The organism is Massilia sp. Se16.2.3, assembly GCF_014171595.1.
In the GTDB taxonomy this organism is placed as follows: Bacteria; Pseudomonadota; Gammaproteobacteria; order Burkholderiales; family Burkholderiaceae_D; genus Telluria.
This window is the reverse complement of the sequence record NZ_CP050451.1, coordinates 551,580-576,806: the sequence shown is the minus strand read 5'-3', so window position 1 is coordinate 576,806 and position 25,227 is coordinate 551,580. Positions and strand designations below refer to the sequence as shown.

At 66.5% G+C, this 25,227-nt stretch carries 19 protein-coding genes, 3 pseudogenes and 1 riboswitch; of the genes and pseudogenes, 17 read left to right on the top strand and 5 right to left on the bottom strand.

The window, feature by feature from the left end; all coding sequences use genetic code 11:
- Positions 1-243: 243 nt before the first annotated feature.
- Positions 244-317: riboswitch (S-adenosyl-L-homocysteine riboswitch) on the top strand.
- 25 nt (positions 318-342) lie between these two features.
- The 3 genes from ahcY (at position 343) to metF (ending at position 3,259) form a co-directional block, all read left to right on the top strand.
- The gene (gene ahcY, locus G4G31_RS02730; RefSeq protein WP_182990192.1) at positions 343-1,755 is read left to right on the top strand and encodes an adenosylhomocysteinase; all 1,413 of its coding nucleotides are present in this window, start codon (positions 343-345) and stop codon (positions 1,753-1,755) included.
- Between the two features lie 330 nt (positions 1,756-2,085).
- A complete protein-coding gene (locus G4G31_RS02725) occupies positions 2,086-2,439 on the top strand; it encodes a phage holin family protein (RefSeq protein ID WP_182990191.1) in 354 nt (117 codons plus the stop codon).
- Positions 2,426-3,259, top strand: a complete 834-nt coding sequence (gene metF / locus G4G31_RS02720; protein ID WP_182990190.1) for a methylenetetrahydrofolate reductase [NAD(P)H] — start codon at positions 2,426-2,428, stop codon at positions 3,257-3,259. Before G4G31_RS02725 ends, metF begins: the two co-directional genes overlap by 14 nt.
- A gap of 71 nt (positions 3,260-3,330) precedes the next feature.
- Here the strand turns inward: metF and G4G31_RS02715 are convergent, their stop codons facing one another.
- The gene (locus G4G31_RS02715) at positions 3,331-4,089 is read right to left on the bottom strand and encodes a 5-formyltetrahydrofolate cyclo-ligase (RefSeq protein WP_182990189.1); all 759 of its coding nucleotides are present in this window, start codon (positions 4,087-4,089) and stop codon (positions 3,331-3,333) included.
- 1,360 nt (positions 4,090-5,449) lie between these two features.
- On the opposite strand from G4G31_RS02715, the gene G4G31_RS25005 reads away from it, so the two are divergent.
- The 4 genes and pseudogenes from G4G31_RS25005 to G4G31_RS02695 all read left to right on the top strand — a co-directional run bounded on the left by G4G31_RS25005 (position 5,450) and on the right by G4G31_RS02695 (position 9,214).
- Positions 5,450-6,202 carry a transglycosylase SLT domain-containing protein gene (locus tag G4G31_RS25005; RefSeq protein ID WP_229425301.1) on the top strand — a complete coding sequence of 251 codons (753 nt, stop codon included), beginning with the start codon at positions 5,450-5,452 and terminating at the stop codon, positions 6,200-6,202.
- A pseudogene (locus G4G31_RS28820) lies at positions 6,195-7,155 on the top strand (complex I NDUFA9 subunit family protein). Before G4G31_RS25005 ends, G4G31_RS28820 begins: the two are co-directional and overlap by 8 nt.
- 83 nt (positions 7,156-7,238) lie before the next feature.
- Positions 7,239-7,955 (top strand): glutathione S-transferase family protein, encoded by a 717-nt coding sequence (locus G4G31_RS02700; RefSeq protein ID WP_182990188.1) that lies wholly within the window; start codon positions 7,239-7,241, stop codon positions 7,953-7,955.
- A gap of 5 nt (positions 7,956-7,960) precedes the next feature.
- The gene (locus G4G31_RS02695) at positions 7,961-9,214 is read left to right on the top strand and encodes a multifunctional CCA addition/repair protein (RefSeq protein ID WP_182991655.1); all 1,254 of its coding nucleotides are present in this window, start codon (positions 7,961-7,963) and stop codon (positions 9,212-9,214) included.
- Between the two features lie 74 nt (positions 9,215-9,288).
- Here G4G31_RS02695 and G4G31_RS02690 read toward each other — a convergent pair whose 3' ends face one another.
- Positions 9,289-9,441, bottom strand: a complete 153-nt coding sequence (locus tag G4G31_RS02690) for a hypothetical protein (protein ID WP_182990187.1) — start codon at positions 9,439-9,441, stop codon at positions 9,289-9,291.
- A gap of 6 nt (positions 9,442-9,447) precedes the next feature.
- Between G4G31_RS02690 and G4G31_RS02685 the strand changes: the two genes are divergently transcribed.
- The 4 genes from G4G31_RS02685 (at position 9,448) to G4G31_RS02675 (ending at position 12,528) form a co-directional block, all read left to right on the top strand.
- On the top strand, positions 9,448-10,050 hold the full coding sequence (locus G4G31_RS02685; RefSeq protein ID WP_182990186.1) for a CPBP family intramembrane glutamic endopeptidase: 603 nt from the start codon (positions 9,448-9,450) through the stop codon (positions 10,048-10,050).
- Between the two features lie 176 nt (positions 10,051-10,226).
- Positions 10,227-10,460, top strand: coding sequence for a hypothetical protein (locus G4G31_RS24990; protein WP_229425298.1), 234 nt, complete (start codon positions 10,227-10,229; stop codon positions 10,458-10,460).
- Between the two features lie 150 nt (positions 10,461-10,610).
- A complete protein-coding gene (locus tag G4G31_RS02680) occupies positions 10,611-11,741 on the top strand; it encodes a diguanylate cyclase (RefSeq protein ID WP_229425297.1) in 1,131 nt (376 codons plus the stop codon).
- Between the two features lie 145 nt (positions 11,742-11,886).
- On the top strand, positions 11,887-12,528 hold the full coding sequence (locus tag G4G31_RS02675; RefSeq protein ID WP_182991654.1) for a GNAT family N-acetyltransferase: 642 nt from the start codon (positions 11,887-11,889) through the stop codon (positions 12,526-12,528).
- A gap of 271 nt (positions 12,529-12,799) precedes the next feature.
- Here the strand turns inward: G4G31_RS02675 and G4G31_RS02670 are convergent, their stop codons facing one another.
- The gene (locus G4G31_RS02670) at positions 12,800-13,315 is read right to left on the bottom strand and encodes an Lrp/AsnC family transcriptional regulator (RefSeq protein WP_182990185.1); all 516 of its coding nucleotides are present in this window, start codon (positions 13,313-13,315) and stop codon (positions 12,800-12,802) included.
- Between the two features lie 259 nt (positions 13,316-13,574).
- Here G4G31_RS02670 and G4G31_RS02665 point away from each other — a divergent pair, with 259 nt between their 5' ends.
- The 3 genes from G4G31_RS02665 to G4G31_RS02655 all read left to right on the top strand — a co-directional run bounded on the left by G4G31_RS02665 (position 13,575) and on the right by G4G31_RS02655 (position 20,787).
- On the top strand, positions 13,575-17,135 hold the full coding sequence (locus tag G4G31_RS02665) for an indolepyruvate ferredoxin oxidoreductase family protein (RefSeq protein ID WP_182990184.1): 3,561 nt from the start codon (positions 13,575-13,577) through the stop codon (positions 17,133-17,135).
- A 233-nt stretch (positions 17,136-17,368) separates the two neighbouring features.
- Positions 17,369-18,868, top strand: a complete 1,500-nt coding sequence (locus G4G31_RS02660) for a S41 family peptidase (RefSeq protein WP_182990183.1) — start codon at positions 17,369-17,371, stop codon at positions 18,866-18,868.
- A gap of 230 nt (positions 18,869-19,098) precedes the next feature.
- Positions 19,099-20,787, top strand: a complete 1,689-nt coding sequence (locus G4G31_RS02655; protein WP_308622051.1) for a M14 family metallopeptidase — start codon at positions 19,099-19,101, stop codon at positions 20,785-20,787.
- Positions 20,788-21,102: 315 nt separating this feature from the next.
- Here the strand turns inward: G4G31_RS02655 and G4G31_RS02650 are convergent, their stop codons facing one another.
- Positions 21,103-21,795, bottom strand: coding sequence for a LytTR family DNA-binding domain-containing protein (locus tag G4G31_RS02650; protein ID WP_229425296.1), 693 nt, complete (start codon positions 21,793-21,795; stop codon positions 21,103-21,105).
- Positions 21,796-22,258: 463 nt separating this feature from the next.
- Positions 22,259-22,435: pseudogene (locus G4G31_RS24985) on the bottom strand (histidine kinase); the annotation flags it as partial.
- Positions 22,436-23,111: 676 nt separating this feature from the next.
- On the opposite strand from G4G31_RS24985, the pseudogene G4G31_RS24980 reads away from it, so the two are divergent.
- The 3 genes and pseudogenes from G4G31_RS24980 to G4G31_RS02630 all read left to right on the top strand — a co-directional run.
- Positions 23,112-23,459: pseudogene (locus G4G31_RS24980) on the top strand (TonB-dependent receptor plug domain-containing protein); the annotation flags it as partial.
- A gap of 688 nt (positions 23,460-24,147) precedes the next feature.
- Positions 24,148-24,840 (top strand): TonB-dependent receptor, encoded by a 693-nt coding sequence (locus G4G31_RS02635; protein WP_308622188.1) that lies wholly within the window; start codon positions 24,148-24,150, stop codon positions 24,838-24,840.
- On the top strand, positions 24,831-25,226 hold the full coding sequence (locus tag G4G31_RS02630; RefSeq protein WP_182990179.1) for a hypothetical protein: 396 nt from the start codon (positions 24,831-24,833) through the stop codon (positions 25,224-25,226). Before G4G31_RS02635 ends, G4G31_RS02630 begins: the two co-directional genes overlap by 10 nt.
- The last annotated feature ends 1 nt before the right edge of the window (position 25,227 follow it).

The window sequence follows — 25,227 nt, the reverse complement described above, 5'->3', positions numbered from 1 at the left end:
CGGGTATGCGGCCGATGACTATCGGGATAGTGATCGAAGCAGCGATCACGGCATTCCTGATGTCGAACTCAATGCTTGAGGTTTCTTGCGCTGCGACACTGGCGGTATGCATGCGTCCATACCGCGTGGGCGGAGCCCACCCTACGATGCGTGGCCGTTGAAGCTTTGTTGCAAGCGCACACACCACCGCATCGTGAAAAGACCCGGCGACCAACACCGCCGCGCAGACGTGCTAAACTACCCCGTTCCGAGGAGCGTTGCGACGAAAAGATTCCTTTTCGCCAGGCTCGGATATCCAGCAACCGCGCTCACGTTACTTTTTTCAATTGAAAGGAGGGCGTGATGAGCGCCGTACTGAAACAAACCCAAGACTTCCTCGTTGCCGACATCTCCCTGGCCTCCTGGGGCGAGAAGGAAATCCGCATCGCCGAAACCGAGATGCCGGGCCTGATGGCAATCCGCGAAGAATATGCCGCCACCCAGCCCCTGAAGGGCGCGCGCATTGCCGGTTCGCTGCACATGACCATCCAGACCGCCGTGCTGATCCGCACGCTGGAAGCCCTCGGCGCGCAAGTGCGCTGGGCCTCGTGCAACATCTATTCGACCCAGGACCACGCCGCCGCCGCCATCGCTTCGGTCGGTACGCCGGTGTTCGCCATCAAGGGCGAAACGCTGGACGAATACTGGGAATACACCCACCGCATCTTCGAATGGCCGGGCGACAAGCACGCCAACATGATCCTCGACGATGGCGGCGATGCCACGCTGCTGCTGCACCTGGGCACGCGCGCCGAGAAGGATATCTCCGTCCTGGCCAACCCGGGTTCGGAAGAAGAAATCTGCCTGTTCAATGCCATCAAGGGCCGCCTCGCGACCGACCCGCAGTGGTACTCGAAGCGCCTGCCATGTATCAAGGGCGTGACCGAGGAAACCACCACCGGCGTGCACCGCCTGTACCAGATGCACCAGGAAGGCAAACTCGCCTTCCCGGCAATCAACGTCAATGATTCCGTCACCAAGTCGAAGTTCGACAACCTGTACGGTTGCCGCGAGTCGCTGGTCGACGGCATCAAGCGCGCCACTGACGTCATGATCGCCGGCAAAGTCGCCGTCATCGCCGGTTACGGTGACGTCGGTAAAGGTTCGGCGCAAGCGATGCGCGCCCTGTCGGCGCAAGTCTGGGTCACCGAAATCGACCCGATCTGCGCGCTGCAGGCCGCGATGGAAGGCTACCGCGTCGTGACGATGGACTATGCTGCCGAACACGGCGACATTTTCGTCACCTGCACCGGCAACTACCATGTCATCACCGAAGAGCACATGCTCAAGATGAAGGACCAGGCGATTGTCTGCAACATCGGTCACTTCGACAACGAAATCGAAGTCGCGGCGCTCAAGAAGTACGAGTGGGAAAACATCAAGCCGCAAGTCGACCACGTGATCTTCCCGTCGGGCCGCCGCATCATCCTGCTGGCCGAAGGCCGCCTGGTGAACCTCGGCTGCGGTACCGGCCACCCGTCGTACGTGATGAGCTCGTCGTTCGCGAACCAGACCATCGCCCAGATCGAACTGTTCGCCAATACCGAGCAGTACCCGGTCGGCGTCTACACGCTGCCAAAGCACCTGGACGAAAAGGTTGCACGCCTGCAGCTGAAGAAGCTGAACGCGCAACTGACCACCCTGACCGAAGAACAGGCTGCCTACATCTCGGTGAAGCAGGAAGGTCCGTACAAGCCGGATCACTACCGTTATTGATCGGTAAGGTGTAAGTACTCGCCGAGAAATAAACGTGTTTTTGGCTGCCAGAACCGGCGCGTTGCTGCGTTGGCTCGCGTCCGCTTGCGGGGCAGTGCTCGCACTGCGGCGCGCCGCCTTGGCGCGCTCGCCGCCTTGCACCGCATCCGAACCGGCACGTCCGGTTCTGTTTGTCAAAATTCACGTTAATTTCCGGTCGAGTACTTAGCGCGTCCCCGGCCGGCTTCGCCGCTGCCGGGGACGCCTTCGGCAACTCATCGCCAGCACGGCAGGGCGCCGCGTGCGCCCTGACCGTACCCAACAACAAGAAAACGCACACGAAAGCTGCACATGCGCCTGCTCCTGACCTGGCTGATCAACGCCGCCGCGCTGATGGCCCTGCCTTACCTGATGCATTCCGTCGTCGTCGACAACCTCGTCACCGCCCTGGTCGCGGCACTCGTGCTGGGCCTGGTCAATACGCTGATCCGGCCCCTGCTGGTATTGTTGACCTTGCCTGTCACGCTGCTGTCGATGGGGCTGTTCATCCTGGTCATCAATGCCGTCCTGTTCTGGGTGGTGGCGAGCTGGATCGATGGCTTCCATGTCGATGGTTTCTGGTCAGCCTTCCTGGCGGCGATCCTGTACAGCGTGATTTCGTGGGCGCTTTCCACCTTGCTCCTCAAAGACGATGGACACGCATAATTTCAGCATCGAGTTTTTTCCGCCGAAAACGCCCGAGGGCGCGGACAAGCTGCGCGCCACCCGGCGCCAACTGGCGGAACTGAATCCGAAATATTTTTCGGTCACCTTCGGCGCCGGCGGCTCCACCCAGCAGGGCACGCTCGACACGGTGCTCGACATCATGGCCGACGGCCACCTGGCCGCTCCCCACCTGTCCTGCATCGGTGCCACGCGCGATTCCATCCGCACCATCCTGAAGCAGTTCCAGGACAAGGGCATCCGCCGCCTGGTGGCCCTGCGCGGCGATTTGCCAAGCGGCTATGGCGGGGCGGGCGAGCTGCGCTACGCGAATGAACTGGTCGAGTTCATCCGGGGTGAAACCGGCGACTGGTTCCATATCGAAGTGGCGGCGTATCCGGAAATGCACCCGCAAGCCCGGTCGCCCCAGGACGACTTGCAGAACTTCGCGCGCAAGATCGGGGCCGGCGCGAATGGCGCCATCACCCAGTATTTCTATAACGCCGACGCCTATTTCCAGTTCGTCGACAATGCGCGCAAGCTCGGCATCGACGTGCCTGTCGTCGCCGGCATCATGCCGATCACCAACTACATGCAGTTGTCGCGCTTTTCCGACATGTGCGGCGCCGAGATTCCGCGCTGGGTACGCCTGAAACTGGCCAGTTTCGGCGACGACAGCGCATCGATCAAGGCATTCGGTCTCGACGTGGTCACGAACCTGTGCGAGCGCCTGATGGCCGGCGGCGCGCCGGGCCTGCACTTCTACAGCATGAACCAGGCCGCCGCCACCACGGCGATCTGGCAGCGCCTCGCCAGCCGCTAAAGCAGGCGCGGGCATGGAAAAACCGGCAGCGCAAACGCGTTGCCGGTTTTTTTTACGCCTTCATCATCCTGTCATTCGAGCGCGCTATCCTCGGTGACGATCAGGTCGAGCGGCACATCGTGGACGTCGGCATCGAATGCCGCCAGCTGGCAAGCATAGGCCACGCCCAGCGTTGCCGGACGAACGCCGCCCGCCAGCGTGCGGTCATAGAAGCCGCCGCCATAGCCGAGCCGGTAGCCGTGTTCGTTGTAGCCGAGGCAGGGCACCAGCAGCGCCGGTGGACGCGCGACAAGGCGCAGCTGCGCCGGCACCGTCACCCCGAGCGGATCGAGCGCCATCGCTTCCCCGGGGAGCCATTCGGCAAACGCCAGCGGCGCATGGCGCTCCACCACCACCGGCAGCGCCAACGCGGCGCCCTCGGCTGCCAGCGCCCGGTAAGCTTCCATCAAGTCCGGCTCGCCGCTCAGGGGCCAGTAGACGGCCAATAGCGGCGGACGGGTGCGGCGCCACCAGGCCAGCACCTGCGCGCCGATGCGGGCATCGTGTGCGGCTTTATCCGCGTCGTCGAGCGCGGCGCGGCCTGCCTTGAGCGCTTTGCGCAGTGCCGCCTTGGCCGCTTTCGCGTCCTGTGCCGCTGCGCTGTCGTGAAGTTGTTGCGTTCCTGCACCATCGCCGCCTTTACCCTGCTGATCGCGCGATTGCGCGGGGCCTGCCTGTGCGACGCTATGGGTGGATGGCGCTTCCGGCGCGCCGTCCGGGAGCCCCGCTACGCCAGAGGCCTGCCACGGTTGCGCAACGGATGCGCATGGTATTCTTGATTCGCCGGTCATGATCCAATGAAGGGTGTAATTGCTGTGTTGAAGTTTCCGTGGAAATTATTCGCCGGCGCAGTCCTGGCTGCTTCCAACGCCGCTGTCCTGGCCGAGGCACCACCGCCGGCGCCTGTCTTCCGGCCTGCCGCGCCGGCCGCCACCGCTCCGTCGACCATTCCGCCCGTACCCGGTGCCGCCACGGTGCCTGCCGCGCCCGGCCTGCCGCCCGCGATGAATGCCTCCAGCGCCGACGACGACAACTTCCTGCTGTTGCGCGAAGCCGCGCGCCAGAACGACAGCGCCCGCGCCAACGCGCTGGCATCGCGCCTGCCGAATTACGTGCTGGCCGCGTATGTCGACTATTATCGTCTCAAACCGCGCCTGCGCGAGGCCGGCGCCGAGGAAATCCGCGCGCTGCTGCGCCGCCACGAGGGCAGCGCGGTGGCGGAACGCCTGCGCCTTGACTGGTTGCTCGAACTGGGCCGCCAGCGCGACTGGAGCAATTTCGAGCGCGAGCTGGCGCTCGTCAACCGCGGCGACGACCTGCAGGTACGCTGCTATGCCTTGCTGGCGCGTGCCATGCGCGGCGAGCGCGTCGCGCCTGAAGCGCGCGGCTTGCTGGTCAATCCACCGGCCTATGGTGAAGCCTGCGCCGCCCTGATGGCGCAGCTGGCGCAAACGGGCCAGCTCAGCCGGGAAGAATTACTGGCGCAACTGCGCCTGGCCGGCGAGATGGGCGCCACCGGGCCGTCGCGCCGCATTGCCCTGTTGCTGGGCGCCTCCGACACCCGCGCGGCCCAGGCCGTCGACGTGCCGGCGGTGGCGATGGCGCGCGGCATCGGCACCACGCGCGCCGAGCGCGAAATCTACCTGGTCGCGCTCGGCCGCATGGCCCGTACCAGCCTCAGGCTGGCCAGCGTCGCCCTCAACAAGAACAGCGACAAGCTCACGGCCGAGGAACGCGCGATCGGCTGGGCCAACGTGGCGCTGGCCGCCTCGATCACGCTTTCTCCCGAAGCCCACGATTACTGGCAGCGGGCCGAAGGCGCGCCGCTGACGAACTTCCAGCGCGAATGGAAAACCCGCATGGCGCTGCGCCGCGGCGACTGGCGTACCGTGGCGGCCACGATCGAATCGATGCCGACGCCATTGCGCGACGAGTCCGGCTGGGTCTACTGGCTCGGGCGCGCCCACGTGGCGCAAGGGCGGCGCGAGGGAGGGCGAGGCTTTGTTCCGTCGCGTCGCCACCCAGAACAATTTTTATGGCCAGCTGGCGATGGAAGAGCTGGGCGAGCTGGTGACGATTCCCCCGGCCGCCGCGCCGCCCACCCAGGCCGAAATCAATGCGGTCGCAGCGCTGCCGGCCATGCGCCAGGCCATGAAGTTCTACCAGCTGCGGCTGCGCCCCGAAGGCAACCGCGAGTGGAACTGGGCCCTGCGTTCGCTGTCCGAGCGCCAGCTGCTGGCCGCGGCCGAGTACGCGCGCCGCAACGAGCTGCTCGAGCGGATGGTCGAAACTTCGCTGCGCACGCGCACTGAATTCGACTACAGCCAGCGTTTCCCGGCGCCGCACAACGAGATCCTGCAGCCGACCGCGCGCAACCTGTCGCTCGATGCGGCCTGGGTCTACGGCCTGATCCGCCAGGAATCGCGCTTCATCAGCGAAGCCCGCTCGGGCGTCGGCGCGGCCGGCCTGATGCAGGTGATGCCGGCCACCGGCAAGTGGGTGGCAGCGAAAATCGGCCTGGGCGACTTCGTCCACAGCATGCTGCATGACGTGCGCACCAACATCACCCTCGGCACCAATTACATGAACATGGTGCTGGAAAACGCCGGCGGCTCGCAGGTGCTGGCCACCGCCGCCTACAACGCCGGCCCGGTCCCGCTCGCGCACCTGGCGCGGCCTGCTCGAAGCGCCGATGGAAGGGGCGGTGTTCGTCGAATCGATCCCGTATTCGGAAACCCGAACCTATGTACGCAATGTGATGTCGAACGCTACCAACTACGCTGCACTGTTCGAACGGCGGCCGCAATCGCTCAAGGCGCGCACGGGCACGATCGCGCCGCGCGGCGCCAGCAGCGGCCTGCCTTGATTTTCCATTGTCGACCCTGGCGAGGAACCCATGCGTGATCCGCAAGTGGTGGTATTCGGCGGTTCCGGTTTCATCGGCGGCCACCTGGTGGCGCTGCTGGCGCAGGAGGGTATTCCCACCCCCGGTGCCGACGCGCCACGAGGCGCGCGTGCGCCACCTCACGATGCTGCCAGGGGTCGACGTGGTCGAAGCCGACATTCACGACGGCGCCACGCTGCGCACCCTGCTGGCCGGGCGCACGGCCGCGATCAACCTGGTCGGCGTGCTGCACGGCGGCCGCGGCCAGCCCTATGGCGCCGAATTCCGGCGCGCCCACGTCGACCTGCCGCGGCGCATCGTCGATGCCTGCTTCGCGGCCGGCGTGCCGCGCTACCTGCACATGAGCGCGCTGGGGGCGAACGCGCAGGGGCCGTCGATGTACGCGCGCTCCAAGGCCGACGGCGAACTGGCCGCGCGCAGCCGCCCGGAGGTGGCCGCGACGATCTTCCGGCCCTCGGTCGTGTTCGGCCCGGGGACCATTTCCTGACGATGTTCGCCAAACTCCAGCGCCACCTGCCGGTCGTGCCGCTGGCGGGTGCCTCGGCGGTATTCCAGCCGGTGTACGTGGGGACGTCACCACGGCCTTCCTGCACGCCTTGCGCGACGACCACACGCGCCACCGGTCTACCAGCTGGGCGGGCCGAACATCTACACGCTGGCTGAACTCGTGCGCCTGGCCGGGCGCTATGCGGGCTGCGAACGCAAGGTCGTCGAGCTGCCGCCGCCGCTGGCGCGCCTGCAGGCGGCCCTCTTCGAGCTGCTGCCGGGAGAACCGCTGCTCACGCGCGACAACCTCGACTCGATGAAGGTCGACAACGTGCTCGACCCCGCCATCGGGGACTTGACAGCGGCCTCGCTGGGAATCAAGCTCACCCCGCTGGAAGCGGTGGCGCCGCATTACCTGGCGCAGGGCGAACCGCTCGATCGCCTGCGCACCCGCGCCGGGCGCTGAGCTTCTGCTCCCCATTTGCTGTTTTACCTTAACCGGCCGGCCCGCGCCCCCAGCGCGCGGGCGGCATCTCAACCAGGAAAGCCATGCAGACCACGGAACTCGACCCGACCCTCTCGAACACGCTGGAACAGGCGCGCAAGCCCGGCCTCACGCTCGTCATCGGCAACAAGAATGTCTCGTCGTGGTCGATGCGGCCCTGGGTGGCGGCCGTTGCCTTCAACATTCCGTTCACCGAAGTGCGCGTGCTGCTCGACCAGCCCGACACCGCCGCCAACATCGCGCGCTATTCGCACGCGGGCCGGGTGCCGGTGCTGCTGGCCGGCGAGATGACGGTCTGGGACAGTCTCGCCATCTGCGAATACCTGGCCGAACAGTTCCCGGATAAACACCTGTGGCCGCAGGACGTGGCCGCGCGCGCGCTGGCACGTTCCGTGGTCGCCGAGATGCACTCGGGCTTCGGGGCCCTGCGCAACGACATGTCGATGAACATCCAGGCACGCCTGCCGGGCCGCGGACGCACGCCCGGCGCCCAGGCCGACATCGGCCGCATCTGCGAGATCTGGGAAGAGTGCCTGGCGCGCTTCGGCCACCGCGGCTTCCTGTTCGGCGATTTTTCCATCGCCGACGCCTTTTATGCACCGGTCGTGATGCGCTTCAGGACCTACGGCGTGGCGCTGGCGCCGGCGCTGCAGGCCTATTGCGACCGCATGCTGGCCCATCCGGCGGTGGCGCGCTGGGTGGAAGAGGCGATGGCGGAGACCGACGCGACGCCGCTGCACGACAGCGAACTGCCGGGCTGATGGCGATGCGCAGTTACGTCGTCGGCGGCGCCGTGCGCGACGAGCTACTCGGGCTGCCGGTCCAGGACCGCGACCACGTCGTCGTCGGCGCCACGCCCGATCAGATGCTGTCCGCGGGCTTCCGCCCGGTCGGCAAGGATTTTCCCGTGTTTCTGCACCCGGACACGCAGGAGGAATACGCGCTCGCGCGCACCGAACGCAAGACCGCGGCGGGCTACCACGGCTTCGTCTTCCACACCGCGCCCGACGTCACGCTGGAACAGGACCTGATACGGCGCGACCTGACCATCAATGCGATGGCGCGCGGCGAGGACGGCACCATCGTCGACCCGTATGGCGGCCAGCGCGACCTCGCAGCGCGCGTGTTCCGCCATGTGTCGGACGCCTTCGCCGAAGACCCGGTGCGCATCCTGCGCCTGGCCCGTTTTGCCGCGCGTTTCCCCGACTTTCGCGTCGCCGATGACACCCTCGCCTTGATGCGGCAGATGGTCGAAGCGGGCGAAGTCGATGCCCTCGTGCCCGAGCGCGTCTGGCAGGAGCTTGCACGTGGCCTGATGGAAGGGCGTCCGTCGCGGATGCTGGCCGTGCTGCGCGACTGCGGCGCGCTGGCGCGCATCCTGCCCGAGCTCGACGCCTTATGGGGCGTGCCGCAGCCGCCGAAGCACCATCCGGAAGTGGACACGGGTGTCCACATGATGCTGGTGATCGATTACGCGGCCGAACAGGGCCACACGCTGGCGGTGCGCTTCGCCGCGCTCATGCACGACCTCGGCAAGGGCATCACACCGTCCGACAACTGGCCGGCTCACCATGGCCACGAGGGCATGGGCGCCAGACTCATCACTGCCGTCTGCCGGCGCCTGAAGGTGCCCAACGATTGCCGCGACCTGGCCTTGATCACCGCGCGCGAACACGGCAACGTCAGCCGCGCGCGCGAGCTGCGTCCAAACACCATCGTCACCCTGTTCGAGCGCTGCGACGCCTTCCGTAAACCCGAGCGCTTTGCCGACATGCTGCTGGCGGCCGAGTGCGATGCGCGCGGACGCGGCGATGAGACCCACGCCATGCGCAGCGCGCCGTATCCGCAGCGGCCCTACCTGCTCGGCGCGCTTGCTGCGGCGCGCGCCGTCAACGCCGGCGAAGTCGCGGCGCGCCATGCCGAGAACAGGGAGCGCATCCCGGAAGCGGTGCACCGCGAACGCGTGAACGCCGTCTCGCGCTGGGTCTACAGCACCACCGGCGCCGGCAGCATCGAATAGCAGCGGCGCCGCCCCCTTATGCGCCGTGGCTGGACGCCGTCTCCGGTCTTTCGTATAGTCAAGTTTTTAACGCATCAGGGCAGGAACATGCATCCGATCGAGGTCAAGCCCGGCTGGCGCAGCGTCCCCTTCGGCATCGTCGGGCTGACAACGGCGTTCGTACTCGCCTCCACCGCGGCCCGCGCTGCGGCGATGTTCGGCCCGGCCGCCTGGCGCGCCCTCTTCATGGTGATGTGCATCGCGATGGCGGCGCTGCCCGGATCGTCCTCGACCGCGCCAGCCGCCGCCAGATCGGCCTGTGCCGTCCCCGCCACCCGGGCTGGCTGCTGCCTGGATTGCTGCTGGGCGTCCTGGCCGCGAGCGCCTGCTTCTGGCTGGGGTCGATGCTCTACGGTGCCGGGCCCGGCCACCCCTTTGTCAGCATCGCGCACAATTACCAGCTGCAGCCGACAAGTGGCTGGAGCCCCCTGCGCCTGCACCTGACCTTCACCATCGCCGCCTGCCTGTTCAGCCCGATTGGCGAAGAGATCTTTTATCGCGGCTTCCTGCAGAAGGTGCTGGAAGACCGCCACGGCGCCAGGCGCGCCACCCTGCTCGAAGCTGCGCTCTTCGCCATCGTTCACCTGTGCCACCACGGCATCGTTCTGAGCGCGGCCGGCCCCGTGCTGCAGGGCGCCTCGGCCGCGCTCTGGGTTGGCCAGATGTTCCTGCTGGCGCTGGGTTTTGCGTGGCTGCGGCGCGCATCGGGCTCGCTGCTGCCGGCGATCGTCGCGCATGCCGCCTTCAATGCGGCGATGAACGCCTGGATCTTCGCGCGGCTCTGGCCGCAGGCTTGATCCTGACAAGACTGCGCGCCAAGGCCAGCCGCACTTGCACCAATGTAAATTAATTGTTACAAGAAGTACCGCGTGCGCGAAGCGCGCGGCGGTTTTGTTATGCTCATTGGACTATGAGCAGAATGTGGCAGCGGATGGACAGGTGGTTTGCGGTGGGGATACGCAGCCTCGAGCGAATGAACCCACGGCAACGCCTGCGCTGGGGCGTGGCGGCGGCGCTGGCCCTGGTGGGCCTGCTCGCCTTTCTCTACACCCGCACGACCGGCGTCGACGTCGACACCCAGAACCGTGTCATGTTCGACCTGCACGAACTGCAGCAGCTCGACGCCGAATGGGATGCCAATCTGCTGCGCGCCCACATCGGCAGCGGCATGGCCGATGCCCGCCTGGTCGCCCCGTCGCGCAAATGAACGAACTGAGCGCCCGCCTGGCCGAAGCCCTGCCCATGACCCGCGGGCGCGCCGCGCGCCATGCGCATGCGGCCTTGAGCGAATCGCTGCGCGCCAAGGCCGAACTGGCGGCGCGCTTTCGCGTGCTGAACCCGCCGCTGCGCGCGGCCTTTGCTGTCGTTGCCGCCGGCGCTGGTCGACCTCAAGACGGAACTCGGCGGCATCGAGGGCGCGCTGGCGCCGGGCCGCGTCGTCGTGCGCCTGGACGCGTTGCTGAACGACCTGCTGGCCGACACGCTGCGCTACAACCTGGCGCCGTCCCCCGCGCTGGCCCAGCGCATCGAAGGCAACCTGGCCCGGGTCGAAGCGCAAAAAGGACGCTTTTCGCTGGCGGTGGCGAACCAGATCGACGCCCCGGCGCGCGACACCCGCACCATCCTGGCCAACCGCCCGCGCGAGAACGAGGTCGAGGCGCAGATCGCCGCGCTCGGCACTGGCGAGGCGATGACCCGCCTCGGACGCGAACTGGACCGCTCGTTCCAGGTCGAGGTGCTCGAGCGCCAGCGCTACCGCGGCTTCCTGTTCGCCTATTCGATCCTGCTGCTGGGCCTGCTCGCCTGGGTCGGCTGGCGCCTGCGCCGCAGCTACCGCATCATCAACGACGTCAACCACCGCCTGCAGGCGGCCAACGACACCCTCGAACACCGCGTGGCCGAGCGTACCGCCGAGCTCGAGGAGCAAACGGCCAAGCTGGCGCGCCTGGCCCAGCACGACAGCCTGACCGGACTGGTGAATTATGGCCAGCTGACGCGCCTGCTGGAGCTGGCGCTGGTGCGCGCGGCGCGGCGCGACAGCGTGGTAGTGGCGATGTTCATCGACCTCGACGGTTTCAAAGGCGTCAACGACACCTGGGGCCATGCCACCGGCGACCTGGTGCTGCAACTGGTGGCGCGCCGGGTGCAGAAAGTGCTGCGCGCCGAGGACGTGCTGGCGAGACTCGGCGGCGACGAATTCGTCGTCATGCTCGAAGGCGTCGGTGCGCGCGAGGGCGCCCTGCGCATCGCGCGCCCGGTGCTCGAGCAGATCGAGGGCATCCCGGAAGCCGACGGCAACCCGGTATCGATTTCGGCCAGTATCGGCATCGCCGCGGCGCGCGGCCGCCGGGGGCTCGAGGCCGGTGCCGCCGCCTTGCTGGCCGATGCCGACAAGGCGATGTACGCGGCGAAGCAGGCGGGCAAGGGCACCTTCGTCATCAGCGAACATGCGCAATGGACGAGCCAGGCAGTGGCCGTGCCTGGTTGAGCACGGGAGGAATCGCCAGGCAAGGCAGGCGGCGAATCCGCTACAATGGACATATGTTGCACTGCACAATACGGAATCGGCGATGCCCGACAAACTCCCTGTCACACCCGCCACGCCCCCCGAGCCGCCACGCAAGAACGCGCTGATGCACTGGTTCGCCAGCCTGTTTGGTGCCACCGAGCGCCCGGCCGTACTGGTCAAGGCCCTGGGCCGGCGCGATCGCCGCCGCATGCTCAGGCACTTCCTTGCCCTCGACGCGGATGACCGCCTGCTGCGCTTCGGCACGGTGCTGCCGGACGCGCAGATCCACGCCTATGTCGACAGCATCGATTTTTCGCGCGACATCGTCTTTGGCGTGGTGAACCGTTTCTTCCAGCTGGTTGGCGTCGGCCATCTTGCCTTTGCCCCGGTCGCCCCGGGACGCGAGGCCAACACCAGCAAGGGCCGCGTGGCCGAGTTCGGCGTCTCGGTATCGAAGTCGGCGCGGGGGCAGGGCGTTGGAAGCAAGCTGTTCCAGCGCGCCGCCATCCACTGCCGCAATTCGGATGTCGACACCCTGTATATGCAATGCCTCACCAGCAACCGCACGATGATGCACATCGCCAAAAAGGCCGGCATGGAGATCAAGCGCGAATATGGCGAAGCCGACGCCTACCTGCACCTGCCGCCGCCCAGCCCCGGCAGCGTGATGCGCGAAGCGCTCGAGGAACAGTTCGCCGTGATCGATTACACGGTCAAGGCGAATGCGCGCGCAGCCGTGAAATGGTTCATGCCGCGCAAACGGTAGGGTAGGCGGCTCCACCCGTTCGTTCGCGCACGCGCGCACGCAATGCCGCCTGCGCGTTCACATCACGCCTGATCCTTCGCGAGGCGTAGGGTAGGCGGCTCCACCCGTTCGTTCGCGCATACGCGCACGTCATGCCGCCTGCGCGTTCACACCACGCTCGAAACGATGCGAGGTTTCCGGAGCCGGTTGAACGCGTAGGCGGCGCACACGCCTGCCATGCGCGGCGCTCTCGATAGAGCCGCCTACCCTACGCAAGGCACGGCAGGGCGCATCACCGTGCCGGCGTCTCCCCGATCGGCAGCGCCGTCGTCTCCTTGATCCGCTGCAGCGCAAAGCTCGACTTCACGTCCAGCACCGACGGGTGGCGCAGCAGGGTGGCCATCATGAAGCGCGAGAAATGGTCCATGTCCTCCACGTGCACGCGCAGCAGGAAATCCATCTCGCCCGTCATCGCATAGCAGGCCACCACTTCCGGCCAGGCCGCCACCGCCTGCGCGAATTCGAAACGCGGCGAGGTCGCCGGCACGCGCGAATTGGCTGGCCCTTCGCTGTGCTTTTCCAAGCGCACATTTACATAGGCCAGCAAGCCCAGGCCGATCTTGTCCGGGTCGACCAGCGCCACGTACTGGCGAATCACGCCGGCTTCCTCGAGGCGCTTGATGCGGCGCAGGCAGGGCGAGGGCGACAGGTTCACGCGCTCGGCCACATCCTGGTTCGACAGGCGGCCATCGGCCTGCAGAATCTCCAGGATTTTGCGGTCCGTTTTATCCAACTCGATCTTTGACATTTATTTCCCTTCGACTGACTAGAACCGCAATTTTATTGCGCAACTGGCGCGGCGGGGGGAATTGATTGATATTTAATGCCGGGGGCACAAGACTATACTGTCGCCACCCACGGAGGAGACATCTCCGTCGCGGCGCGACCAACAACAACAAGCGCGCCGCAACCCGAAGGACGCATCAGGAACGCTGCAGCGACATCCCGGCCAGCCCGGCCCGATCGCTGCCGCCTTGCGTCCGGCACAACACAACGGAGATTGACCAATGAACGCCCCCCTCGACCGCTCCCAGCTGCAGCCGTCACAGCCGAACCACGAAATCACGCTCGACGACAAGTGGACACTCGAGCGCGGCCGCGCCTTCATGACCGGCACGCAAGCCCTGATCCGCCTGCCGATGCTGCAGCGCGAGCGCGACCTGAAAGCCGGCCTGAATACCGCCGGCTACATCACCGGCTACCGCGGCTCGCCCGTCACCGCTGTCGACCAGACCGCGATGAAGGCGAAGAAGCACCTGGATGCCCACCATGTCAAATTCCACCCGGGCATGAACGAAGACCTGGCGGCGACCGCCGTCTGGGGCACCCAGCAAACGAATCTCTACAAGGACGCCAATTACGATGGCGTGTTTGCCATGTGGTATGGCAAGGGCCCGGGCGTGGACCGCTGCGGCGACGTGTTCAAACACGGTAACAACGCCGGCTCCGCCAGGCACGGCGGCGTGCTGCTGCTGGCCGGCGACGACCATGCGGCCAAATCCTCGTCCACCGCGCACCAGTCCGACCACATCCTGACCGCCTGCGGCATCCCGGTGCTGTACCCCTCCTCGGTGCAGGAGTACATCGACTACGGCCTGCACGCCTGGGCCATGAGCCGCTACACGGGCCTGTGGGTGTCGATGAAATGTGTCACCGACGTCATCGAATCGGGCGCCGTGGTCGACCTCGACCCGGACCGCGTCCAGATCGAGCTGCCGACCGACTTCGAACTGCCCGAGGGCGGCCTGAACATCCGCTGGCCGGACGCCGTGCTGGACCAGGAAGTGCGGATGAACAACCACAAGTGGTATGCGGCGCTGGCCTATGCGCGTGCGAATAAACTGAACCAGATTATCTGGGACAGCCCGGCACCAAAGATCGGCATCATCACCGCCGGTAAAAGCTATGTCGACACGCGCCAGGCGCTGGCCGACCTCGGCATCGACGAGCAGGCAGCGGCCGACATCGGCCTGCGCCTGTACAAGATCGGCATGACCTGGCCGCTCGAGTCCGAAGGCGTGCACGAATTCGCGCGCGGCCTGGACGAGATCCTGGTCATCGAAGAGAAGCGGCAAGTGCTGGAATACGCACTGAAGGAAGCGCTGTACAACCTGCCGGACAGCGAGCGTCCGCGCGTGGTGGGTAAATTCGACGACACCGGCGAGTGGAGCAACAAGGACCGCAAGGGCCATGGCGACTGGCTGCTGCCGGCGACGTATGAGCTGAGCCCGGCCCAGATCGCGCGGGCGATTGCTTCGCGCATCTCCCACTACTGCGCCGGCCACCCGGTCGAGCAACGCGTGAAAGAGCGCATCGCCTACCTGGAAGCGAAAGAGCTGGTACTGAAGAACATTCCAGCCAAGGCCAATCCGCAAACCGACCGCATTCCCTACTTCTGCTCGGGCTGCCCGCACAACTCGTCGACGAAAGTGCCGGAAGGCTCGCGTGCCATGGCCGGCATCGGCTGCCACTACATGGTGCTGTGGATGGACCGCGAGACCGACACTTTCACGCACATGGGCGCGGAAGGCGCGACCTGGATCGGCCAGGCGCCGTTCACCAAGGAGAATCACGTCTTCCAGAATCTGGGTGACGGAACCTACTTCCACTCGGGCATCCTGGCGATCCGCGCCGCCGTCGCGGCCAAGGTGAACATCACCTACAAGATTCTCTACAACGACGCGGTCGCGATGACCGGCGGCCAGAACGTCGACGGTCCGCTCGATCCGGGCATGATCACGCGCCAGATCGCCGCCGAAGGCGTGAAACCCATCATCGTCGTCACCGACGAGCCCGATAAATACCCGAGCGACTATGCCTGGGCCGAAGGCGTGACCGTGCGCCACCGTTCCGAACTGATGGACGTGCAAAAAGAGCTGCGCGAGATGCCAGGCGTGTCGGCCATGATCTACGACCAGACCTGCGCCTCCGAGAAGCGCCGCCGCCGCAAGAAAGGTGAATTCCCCGACCCTGCAAAACGCGCCGTGATCAACGAAGCCGTCTGCGAAGGCTGCGGCGATTGCTCGGTGCAGTCGAACTGCCTGTCGGTCGAGCCGCTGGAAACGGAACTGGGCCGCAAGCGCCAGATCAACCAGTCGTCCTGCAACAAGGATTTCAGTTGCGTCTCCGGCTTCTGCCCATCGTTCGTGACGGTCGAAGGCGGCGGCCTGAAAAAGCCAAAGAAAGCGGCTAGCGGTACGGATAGTGCACCGCCAGTCCTGCCCGCGCCCGCCGTCCCAGGCATCGATGCGCCCTTCGGCATCCTGGTCGCCGGCGTCGGCGGCACCGGTGTCGTGACCGTCGGCCAGATCCTCGCGATGGCGGCCCACGTCGAAGGCAAGGGCGCGATCGTGCTCGATCAATCCGGCCTGGCCCAGAAGGGCGGTCCGGTGATGTCGCACGTGCGCCTGGCGCAGAAGCAGACGGACCTGCACTCGACCCGCGTCGGCACCGGCAGCGCGGACCTCGTCATCGGTTGCGACCAGATCGTCACCGCCAGCCGCGATGCCTTGAGCCGCATGGGCGAAGGCCGTACCTGGGCCGCGGTGAACAACACCGGCTCGACTACCGCCGCCTTCGTCAAGAACCCCGACTGGCAATTCCCGGCCGAGGGCTCGAAGGGCGCCATCCAGCTGGCCTGCGGCGCGGACAATGTCGACTTCGTCGATGCCGGCCAGATGGCCACCGCCCTGATGGGCGACGCGATCGCCACCAACATGTTCATGCTCGGCTATGCCTTCCAGAAGGGCCGCGTGCCGCTGCTGGAAAGCTCGCTGATGCGCGCGATCGAACTCAACGGCGTATCGGTACCGTTCAACAAGGCCGCGTTTAACTGGGGCCGCACCGCGGCGCACGACCTGGCAGCGGTGAAGAAGGTGACGACCCCGGCCAAGGTAGTCGAGTTCAAGCGCACGCAGACGCTCGACGAGCTCATCAACCGCCGCGTCGAACTCTTGAGTGCATACCAGAACGCCGCCTACGCCGCGCAGTACAAGTCGTTCGTGGACCAGGTGCGCGCTGAGGAAGCCAAGCTGGGCAAGGGCACGCGCCTGACCGAAGCCGTCGCGCGCTACTTCCACAAGCTGATGGCCTACAAGGACGAGTACGAAGTCGCGCGCCTGCACACCGATCCGGCCTTCAAGGAAAAGATCGCGAACATGTTCGAAGGCGACATCAAGATCAAGTACCACCTCGCGCCGCCGCTGCTGGCCAAGCACGACAAGGAAGGCCGCGCGATCAAGCAGGAATACGGTTCGTGGATGACGGGTGCGTTTGGCCTGCTGGCCAAGCTGAAAGGCCTGCGCGGTACCCCCTTCGACATCTTCGGCTACAGCGAAGAGCGCAAGACCGAACGCGCGCTCATCAAGCAGTACCGCGACACCGTCGCCGGCCTGCTGCCGAAGCTGACGAGCGAGAACCTGGCGCAGGCGGTGGCGATTGCCAGCATTCCGGAAGACATCCGCGGCTACGGCCACGTGAAGGAACGCCACCTGAAGGCGGCCAAAGCCAAGGAAGCCCAATTGTTGTCGGCTTTCCACACTCCGCAGGGCTTGAACCGCGCCGCCTGAGCATTTTTTGGGCGATAAAGCACCACGCCAGGACCGGCCGTAAGCTGGTTCTGGCGTTTTTGCTTCAGAGCATGGATAATTTATGTTGAAAAAATTTTAAAACAAATAATAAACGCACCGTTTTGCAAAGCGGGCGGTCTGGCTTCTCCCTCCATCACGAACTTGTCCTAGATACATTGCTCATGAAATTGTCGATACCCCAACGCGGTCAACTGACCGCTTCGCTCCGCCTGATGTGCACTGGCCTCGCGGCCGCGTTGACGCTTGCCGCCTGTGGCGGTGGCGGCGGCGAACCCGGCAACGTCACCAATCCCCCGATTAACTCGAACGCAGGTCCCGATCCGGTCCTTTCCACCCTGGGCGATGCTTTCGACACCTACTGGAACCGCTGCGCCAAGCCGCGCACCGGCATCGATCCCTACACCGGCAAACCATATCCGGACCGCCAAGGCAGCCTGCGCGACGAGCTGACCTTCCTGCGCGCCTGGTCGAACCAGTACTACCTCTGGTACAACGAGATCCCGACCGACTTCCAGATGTCGCAATTCAGCAATCCGGTCGACTACTTCGACAAGCTGATGTCGCCGATCCACGACAAGGACATGTACCACTTCACCTATCCATCGGACGAGTGGGACAAGATGAGCAATTCCGGGATTGAACTCGGCTATGGCATCACCTGGAGCAGCGCCGGAGGGAGCGCACCGCGTACCTGGCGCGTGGCCATCGTCGAGCCGGGTTCGCCGGCCGCCGCCGCCGGCCTGCGCCGTGGCGACCAGCTGACCGTGGTCGACGGCGCCGACTTCGTCAACGGTTCCGACGGCGCGACGGTCGACAAGATCAATGCCGGCCTGTTCCCGAGCGCATCCGGCCTGCACAGCTTCACCCTGAAGCGCAACGGCGTCGACCTGAACGTGTCGATGCAAGCGGCCGACGTGACGGCGTCCTCGGTGAAGTACACCCGCGTCATCGACACCCCGACCGGCAAGGTGGGTTACCTGAGCTTCGAGAACCACAATGCGGTAGCCGAGCGCCAGCTGATCGAGTCGATCACGACCCTGCGCAACGCGGGCATCAACGACCTCGTCCTCGACCTGCGCTACAACGGCGGCGGCCTGCTGGGCGTTGCCGGCGAACTGTCGTACATGATTGCCGGCCCAACGACGGAGAACAAGGTGTTCTCGCGCCTGCAGTACAACAACAAGATCGAAGCCCGCCAGACGCCGGAAATCATCCGCTTCGTGTCGAAGCCCTACGGCTATGGCACCGGCGCGAATGCCGTCGACAAGAACGCCCCGCTGCCTTATCTGGGCCTGAGCAAGGTCACGGTGCTGACCACCTCGGGCACCTGCTCGGCCAGCGAATCGATCATCAACGGCCTGCGCGGCGTCGATGTCGAGGTCAATGTGATTGGCGCCACCACCTGCGGCAAGCCGTATGGCTTCACCCCGGTCCCGAACTGCGGCACGACCTATTTCTCGGTCGAGTTCCAGAGCGTGAACGCGAAGGGCTTCGGCGACTACGCCAACGGTATCGCCCCGAACTGCTCGGTGGCCGATGACCTGTCGCACGACCTGGGCGACACCAACGAGGCGATGTTGTCGGCCGCACTGAGCTACCGCGCCAACCGTGCCTGCCCGGCCCGTACCTCGGCACAGGCGATGGCCTTGGCAACGCCGCACCAGGTGCGCTCGGCGGTCTCCCAGATCGCGATCTACAACAAGCCACGCTAAGGACAGGCGCGGCCACGGCCGCGTCATGGTCTGGATGTCGGCAAGCGCCACCTTCGGGTGGCGCTTTTTCATGCGCGTTCCGTATTCCCACTTCACCGGGTGTCAATACGCCCGCAGGCGATAGCGCCGAAAGCGGGCAAGCTGCCGCCTGTGCAAGGGAAAACGCGACTATAATTTTCCGCTTTGCCCCTCTTCCTTTCGCCTTCACCATTTCTGCCGGAGTGACATCGATGATTCGTTCTGCGTTACTGCTTGCGCTGCTCGGCGCCATGCCGCTGTCCCACGCCGCGCCAGCCCACAGCGCCCCTGACCTGACCACCGTCTCGGAGCGTTCCGGCTTCCAGGCCACGGGCCGTTACGACGAAGTCGTCAAGCTGTGCGCGGCGTTTGCCAGGGCGTATCCGAAAGCGGTGAAATGCATCGAATTCGGCCGCACGCCGGAAGACCGCCCGATGCTGGCGCTGGTGGCCACCACCAGCGGCGCCTTCACCCCGCAGGCGGCAAGCAAGGCCGGCCTGCCGGTGACGCTGATCCAGGGCGGCATCCATGCCGGCGAGATCGACGGCAAGGATGCCGGCTTCCTGGCGCTGCGCGAAATCCTCGAGGGCCGCCTGGCCCGGGGCGCCCTCGACAAGCAGGTGCTGCTGTTCGTCCCCGTTTTCAATGTCGACGGCCACGAGCGCTTCCAGAAGTGGAACCGCCCGAACCAGCGCGGCCCGGTCGAGATGGGCTGGCGCACCACGGCGCAGAACTTCAACCTGAACCGCGACTACGTCAAGGCCGACTCGCCCGAGATGCAGGCGATGCTGGCACTGGTGAACAAGTGGGACCCGCTGACCTATGTCGACCTGCACGTCACCGACGGCGCCAAGTTCCAGCACGATGTCTCGATCCAGGTCGAACCCGTGTATTCCGCCGACCCCGAATTCCGCCAGGCCGGCCTGGCGCTGCGCGACAAGGTCATCGCCGACATCACCAGGCAGGGCTCGACCCCGCAGTCCTACTACATGTCGTTCGCCAAGACGGACGATCCGCAATCAGGTTTCGTCGATGGCGTGTCGGACCCGCGCTTCTCGACCGGCTACTTCCCGCTGCGTAACCGCATGGCCATGCTGGTCGAGACCCACTCGTGGAAGGATTATCCGACCCGCGTGCGCATCACCCACAATAGCGTGATCTCGGTACTGGAGCAGGTGGCGCAGAACGGCAAGGCCTGGCAGCAGGCGGCCGCCAGCGCCGACGCGCGCGCACGCCAGCTCGCGGGCACGCCGGTGGCCCTGAGCTACAAGACCACCGAGAAGACGAAGATGGTGGACTTCAACGGCTACGAGTACACGCGCACGCCGTCCGAAGTCTCCGGCATCCTGATGACGCGCTACGACGAAAGCAAACCGCAGGTGTGGCGCGTGCCGCTGCGCGACGAGGTGGTGGCCGACCTGGAAGTGACGGCGCCGCGTGCCGGCTACATCGTCCCGGCCGCGCATGCGGCGATGGTCGCGGCCAAGCTGACGCAGCATGGCATCGCCTTCCGCAAGCTCGACAAGGCACTCGAGGGTGTCGACACCGAGACCTTCCGCGCCGACAAGGCGACGTTTGGTGCCACCTCGTTCGAGTCGCACCAGCGCCTGACGGTGGAAGGCGGCTGGAAGCGCGAGCCGCGCAGCGTTGGCCGCGGCGCCCCTGTTCGTGCCGGTCGCCCAGCCCAAAGCGCGCCTGGTGATGGCGATGCTGGAACCGCAGGCACCGGACTCGCTGCTGGCCTGGGGCCTGTTCAACAATGCCTTCGAGCCGAAGGAGTACATGGAGGAATACGTGGCCGAGGACGTGGCACGCGAACAGATGGCCGCCGACCCGGCCCTCGCCGCCGAGTTCAAGCGCCGCGTCGAGAGCGACCCGGCGTTCGCGAAGAACGCCCATAAACGCCTCGAGTTCTTCGCCCGCCGCCACGCCTCCTGGGACGAGCGCCTGAACCTGTATCCGGTGCTGCGCACGGACGTCGCGCCGTAAAAAGCAGAGGCCGGGACATCCCGGCCTTTTTAATTGGTGGCGTTGGCCAGGCAGCTTGCGCCGTCTATCCGTAGGGTGGGCTCCGCCCACGCGGTATAGCACGGTCGAGCAATCGAAACGCCCATTCCTCAACGCTACCGCATCGGGCTACGAACTACGGTGTGACGATGCATCGGTCCTATACCGCGTGGGGCATTGAAGCCGAGGGCTTCAATGCAAAATCCACCCTACGAAACCCCCAGCAGCGCGCGCACCGCGCCCACATACCGCTCGCTGACCGCCACCTCGCTCCCATCGCGCAGGCGCAGCAAATAAGTTCCGTCCCCGACCACGGACAAGCCGATCGCTTCCCGCCGCCGCACGATGACACTGCGGTGCACACGTAAAAACTGCTGCGGATCCAGCAGCGCCTCCAGCCGGCTCAGCGCCACCCGATGCAGCAGCGTGCGCGCGCCCAGGTGCAGGGCCACGTAGTTCCCCTGGGCCTCGATCCAGGCGATATCGAGCACCGCCACCGTATCGATGCGCCCCACCGAGCGCACGCTGATCTGTTCGACCCAGGGCGGACTTTCCGTATAGCCGCGCATGGCCGCGCCGTAGGCAGCGCGCTGGCGGGCGGCCAGCATCGCCGCGGCGCGTTCGACGGCCTGCGCCAGGCGCGCGTCGTCGAGCGGCTTGAGCAGGTAGTCGAGCGCGTGCACCTCGAAGGCGGCGACCGCATGCTCGCTGTGGGCCGTCACGAACACCACCAGCGGCGGTTCAGCCATGCGCGCCAGCTCGCGCGCCAGCAGCAGGCCCGATTCGCGCGGCATCTGGATGTCGAGGAACAGCACCTCGATCCCGCCGGCGGCCAGCACGCCCCGTGCCTGCGCGGCGCTCTCGCACTCGGCTACCAGCTGCCAGTCGGGATGCGCCTCCATCGCCAGACGCAGGTTGGTGCGGCCAGGCGTTTCGTCGTCGACGATGGCGTAGCGGATCGGCATGCTTCAGTCCTGCGCCGCCAGCGGCAGGCTGATCTCGGCCAGGAAGTGCTCGCCGACGCGCTCGGTGCGCAGCGACGCGCCCGGGTCGGCCAGGGCCAGGCGCGCACGCGTGTTGCGCAGTCCCAGTCCCGTGCCGGGATTCGGCGACGCCGCCGGGCTGACCGGATTCATCACGCGGATCAGGAGCCGTTCGCTCGCGTACGAACGACAGGCGGATGTCGCCCGGGCCATCGTGGCAATCGAGGTCGTGGCGCAGGGCGTTCTCGATCAGTGGCTGCAGCAGCAGGGGCGGGCAGGGGCCGCGCCGCACGGTCTCGTCGTCGCCCTCGATGCGGATGCGCAGGCGCTCGCCGTAGCGCAGGCGCTGCAGAGCGAGGTAGTCGCGCACGAAGCCGAGTTCCTCGTCGATGGTCGCCTGCTCGCGCTGGGTGGCGGACAAGGCATAGCGCAGCAGGTCGGACAGGCGGCCGATGCCGGCCAGCGCATCGGGCCTGTCGCCGCCGCGCACCAGGGCGCTGATGGCGTTCAGGGCATTGAAGATGAAGTGAGGCTCGAGCTGGGCGCGCAGGGCCAGCATGCGCTGCTGTTCCAGTGCCAGGTGCAGGTTCAGGTTTTCCGCCTGGGCTTGGGCAAAGGCCTCGCTGCGGGCACGTGCTTCGCGCAGATTGCCGAGGGCGACCATGGCAATGAAGGTGCCACTGGTCCAGGCGGTTTCGCTGAACCAGGTCAGCTTGCGCATCTTGACGAATTCGGCCCAGGCACTGGCGAGGGTCAGCACCTCGCCGCGCAGCAGCACATCGACACTGCCGATATACAGCCACTCGAGCGGCAGGAACAGCGCCAGCGCCGCGTAGATGCCCAGCGTACGCAGGCGGTCGGTGAACAGCGCCGGGCGCCACGCCAGCGCCAGGCTCAGGCTACTGCTCAGGACCATCATCGGCACATGGCCGAGCCACCAGTCGAGCAGGAGGAATGCGTACGATTGCGGATGTCCGGTCGCGATCTTGTCGGTCCAGGAGCCGAGCGCCCCGGCGCCGGTGAGCATGCTCCAGAAGGCGATGTGGGTGAGGACGATGCGCGCCGCCTTGCGTTGTTGTTGTTTCATCTGGGTTCGAGTATAACAGCGCGCCTGGAGGCAAAAAACGCGCGGCACCCGGCTTCATCCCACGCTTGCCGGGTTTCGTCACAAGACTGTTTTCACCCTGCCGCCGCACCATCACATTGACAGCCTTGACGACCACCGATCCGATCCGATGCCCCGCTTCCTGACCCTGTCGCTGCTGTTCCCCTGTTCGCTTGCCCTTGCCCAGCAGGGCGCGGAGCCGCCACCCACTGCGCCTTACCGGGTGGAGGTCCAGGGCGCATCGACGCAGGATCAGCGACGCGAGGCGACAGTCGCCCGCCTGGTCGTCGGCCGCGCCGACATCGCCCGCTACGGCGACAACAGCCTGGCCCAAGTGCTCAAGCGCCAGCCGGGCATCGCGATCGTCGGCAGCGAGGTGCGCATGCGCGGCCTGGGCGCGGGCTATACGCAGATCCTGATCGACGGCCAGCCGGCGCCGCAGGGCTTCTCGATCGACAGCATCGCGCCCGAGCTGGTCGAGCGGATCGAGGTGTCGCGCAGCGCCAGCGCGGACCAGAGCACGCAGGCCGTGGCCGGCAGCATCAACATCGTGCTGCGCAAGCGCGCCGGCCCCGGGCGCGAAGACAAGGCGACGCTCGGCTACCGGAGAAGCGAATGGAATCCCGGCGTCTCGACCCGCTTCGGCGGACGCGATGGCAGCCTGTCGTGGTCGGTCGGAGCGACGCTGGAACAAAACACGGAGGTCGACCTGTATGCCACCGACGAGGCCATCGATGGACCCGACGGCAGGCCGCTGGTGCTGCGCCGGATCGACGAACGCGCGGCTGGCCGGATCCAGCGGCTCAATGTCGCGCCCACGCTGAACTGGGACCTGGCCGATGGCGACACCCTGGCCTGGCAAACGCTGCTGGAGGCGACCCGCATCCGCAGCGGCATGGCGAGCCGGGAAGCGGCCTTGCTGGGCGACCCCAGCGCCTACCCGGACAGCGTCGCCGCCATGTCGGCCCACACCGCCAGCCTGCGCAGCAACCTCGCCTGGGCACGCCGCGTCGGCGAGGCCGGCAAGCTCACCCTGAAGGGCAGCGTCGACGCCAGCCGGCGCCGCCCGGCTACCTGTTCGAAGGCGCGCGCCCGGACGGCAGCGCGGGCCTGGCGCGCTTCGTCGCGGCCGGCGCGGACGAGCGTACCGCTAACCTCAGCGGCAAATACCGGCGCCGCTCGGCAGCGCGCACAGCCTGGCGCTCGGCTGGGAGGCCGCCCATACGACGCGCGACGAGCAGCGCCACCAGCGCGATACCGTGAACGGCGCACCTGCCGCCCAGCGCCTGCAGGACTACACGGCGCAGGTCGAGCGCCTGGCGCTGTTCGCGCAGGACGAATGGGAGATCTCGCCCGCATTGCAGGCCTACCCGGGCATGCGCTGGGAGGGCGTGCGCACCGCCACCGAAGGACGCGACCTGGCACAGGTGAGCGGCTCGAGCGGCGCGGCCAGCCCGATCCTGCAACTGCTGTGGAAGCTGCCGGAAAAGCGCCAGCTGCGCCTGGCGCTGGCACGCACCTATAAAGCCCCGCTCACGCGCGACCTGGTGCCGCGCCGCTACACCATCAATAACAACAATAGCGCCGTCAATCCGGATGTCGAAGGCAACCCGGCCCTGCGCCCGGAAGTGAGCTGGGGCCTCGACCTGGCCTGGGAGCGCTATGTCGGCAAGGATGGCGTGGCCAGCGTCTCGGCCTATGCGCGCCGCGTCGAGGACGTGACCACGCAGCTGCTGTACCGCGACGGCGCCAGCTGGGTGTCGCGTCCGGTCAATGGCGGCCGCGCCCGGGTGGCGGGCATCGAGTTCGATATCAAGTCGCAGGCCGTGCTGGCCGGGGTGCCCTTGAATTGCGCCTGAACGCCGGCCGCAACTGGTCCTGGCTCGACAGCGTGCCCGGTCCCGACAACCGGCTGGGCGAACAGGTGGGCTTTACGGCCAACGCCGGCATCGACTACCGCGGCAAGCTGTGGAGTGCCGGGACCAGCCTGGCGTATCAGGGTAGCGACGCCAGCGTGTCGGCCGCGGGCGTACGGGGCGAGCGCGGCGCACGCGCGCTGCTCGATGCCTATTGGCTGAGCACTGTCGGCGCCGGCTGGCGCCTGCGGCTGAGCGTAGCCAATGCGCTGGGCCGCGACGGGCGCAGCGCGTCGCGCTACCGCGATGCCGATGGCGGCACGATCCGGCGCGCCGTCACTGCCGATGGCGTGGCGACGCTGCGCGCGGCGCTCGAGCGCAATTTGTAGC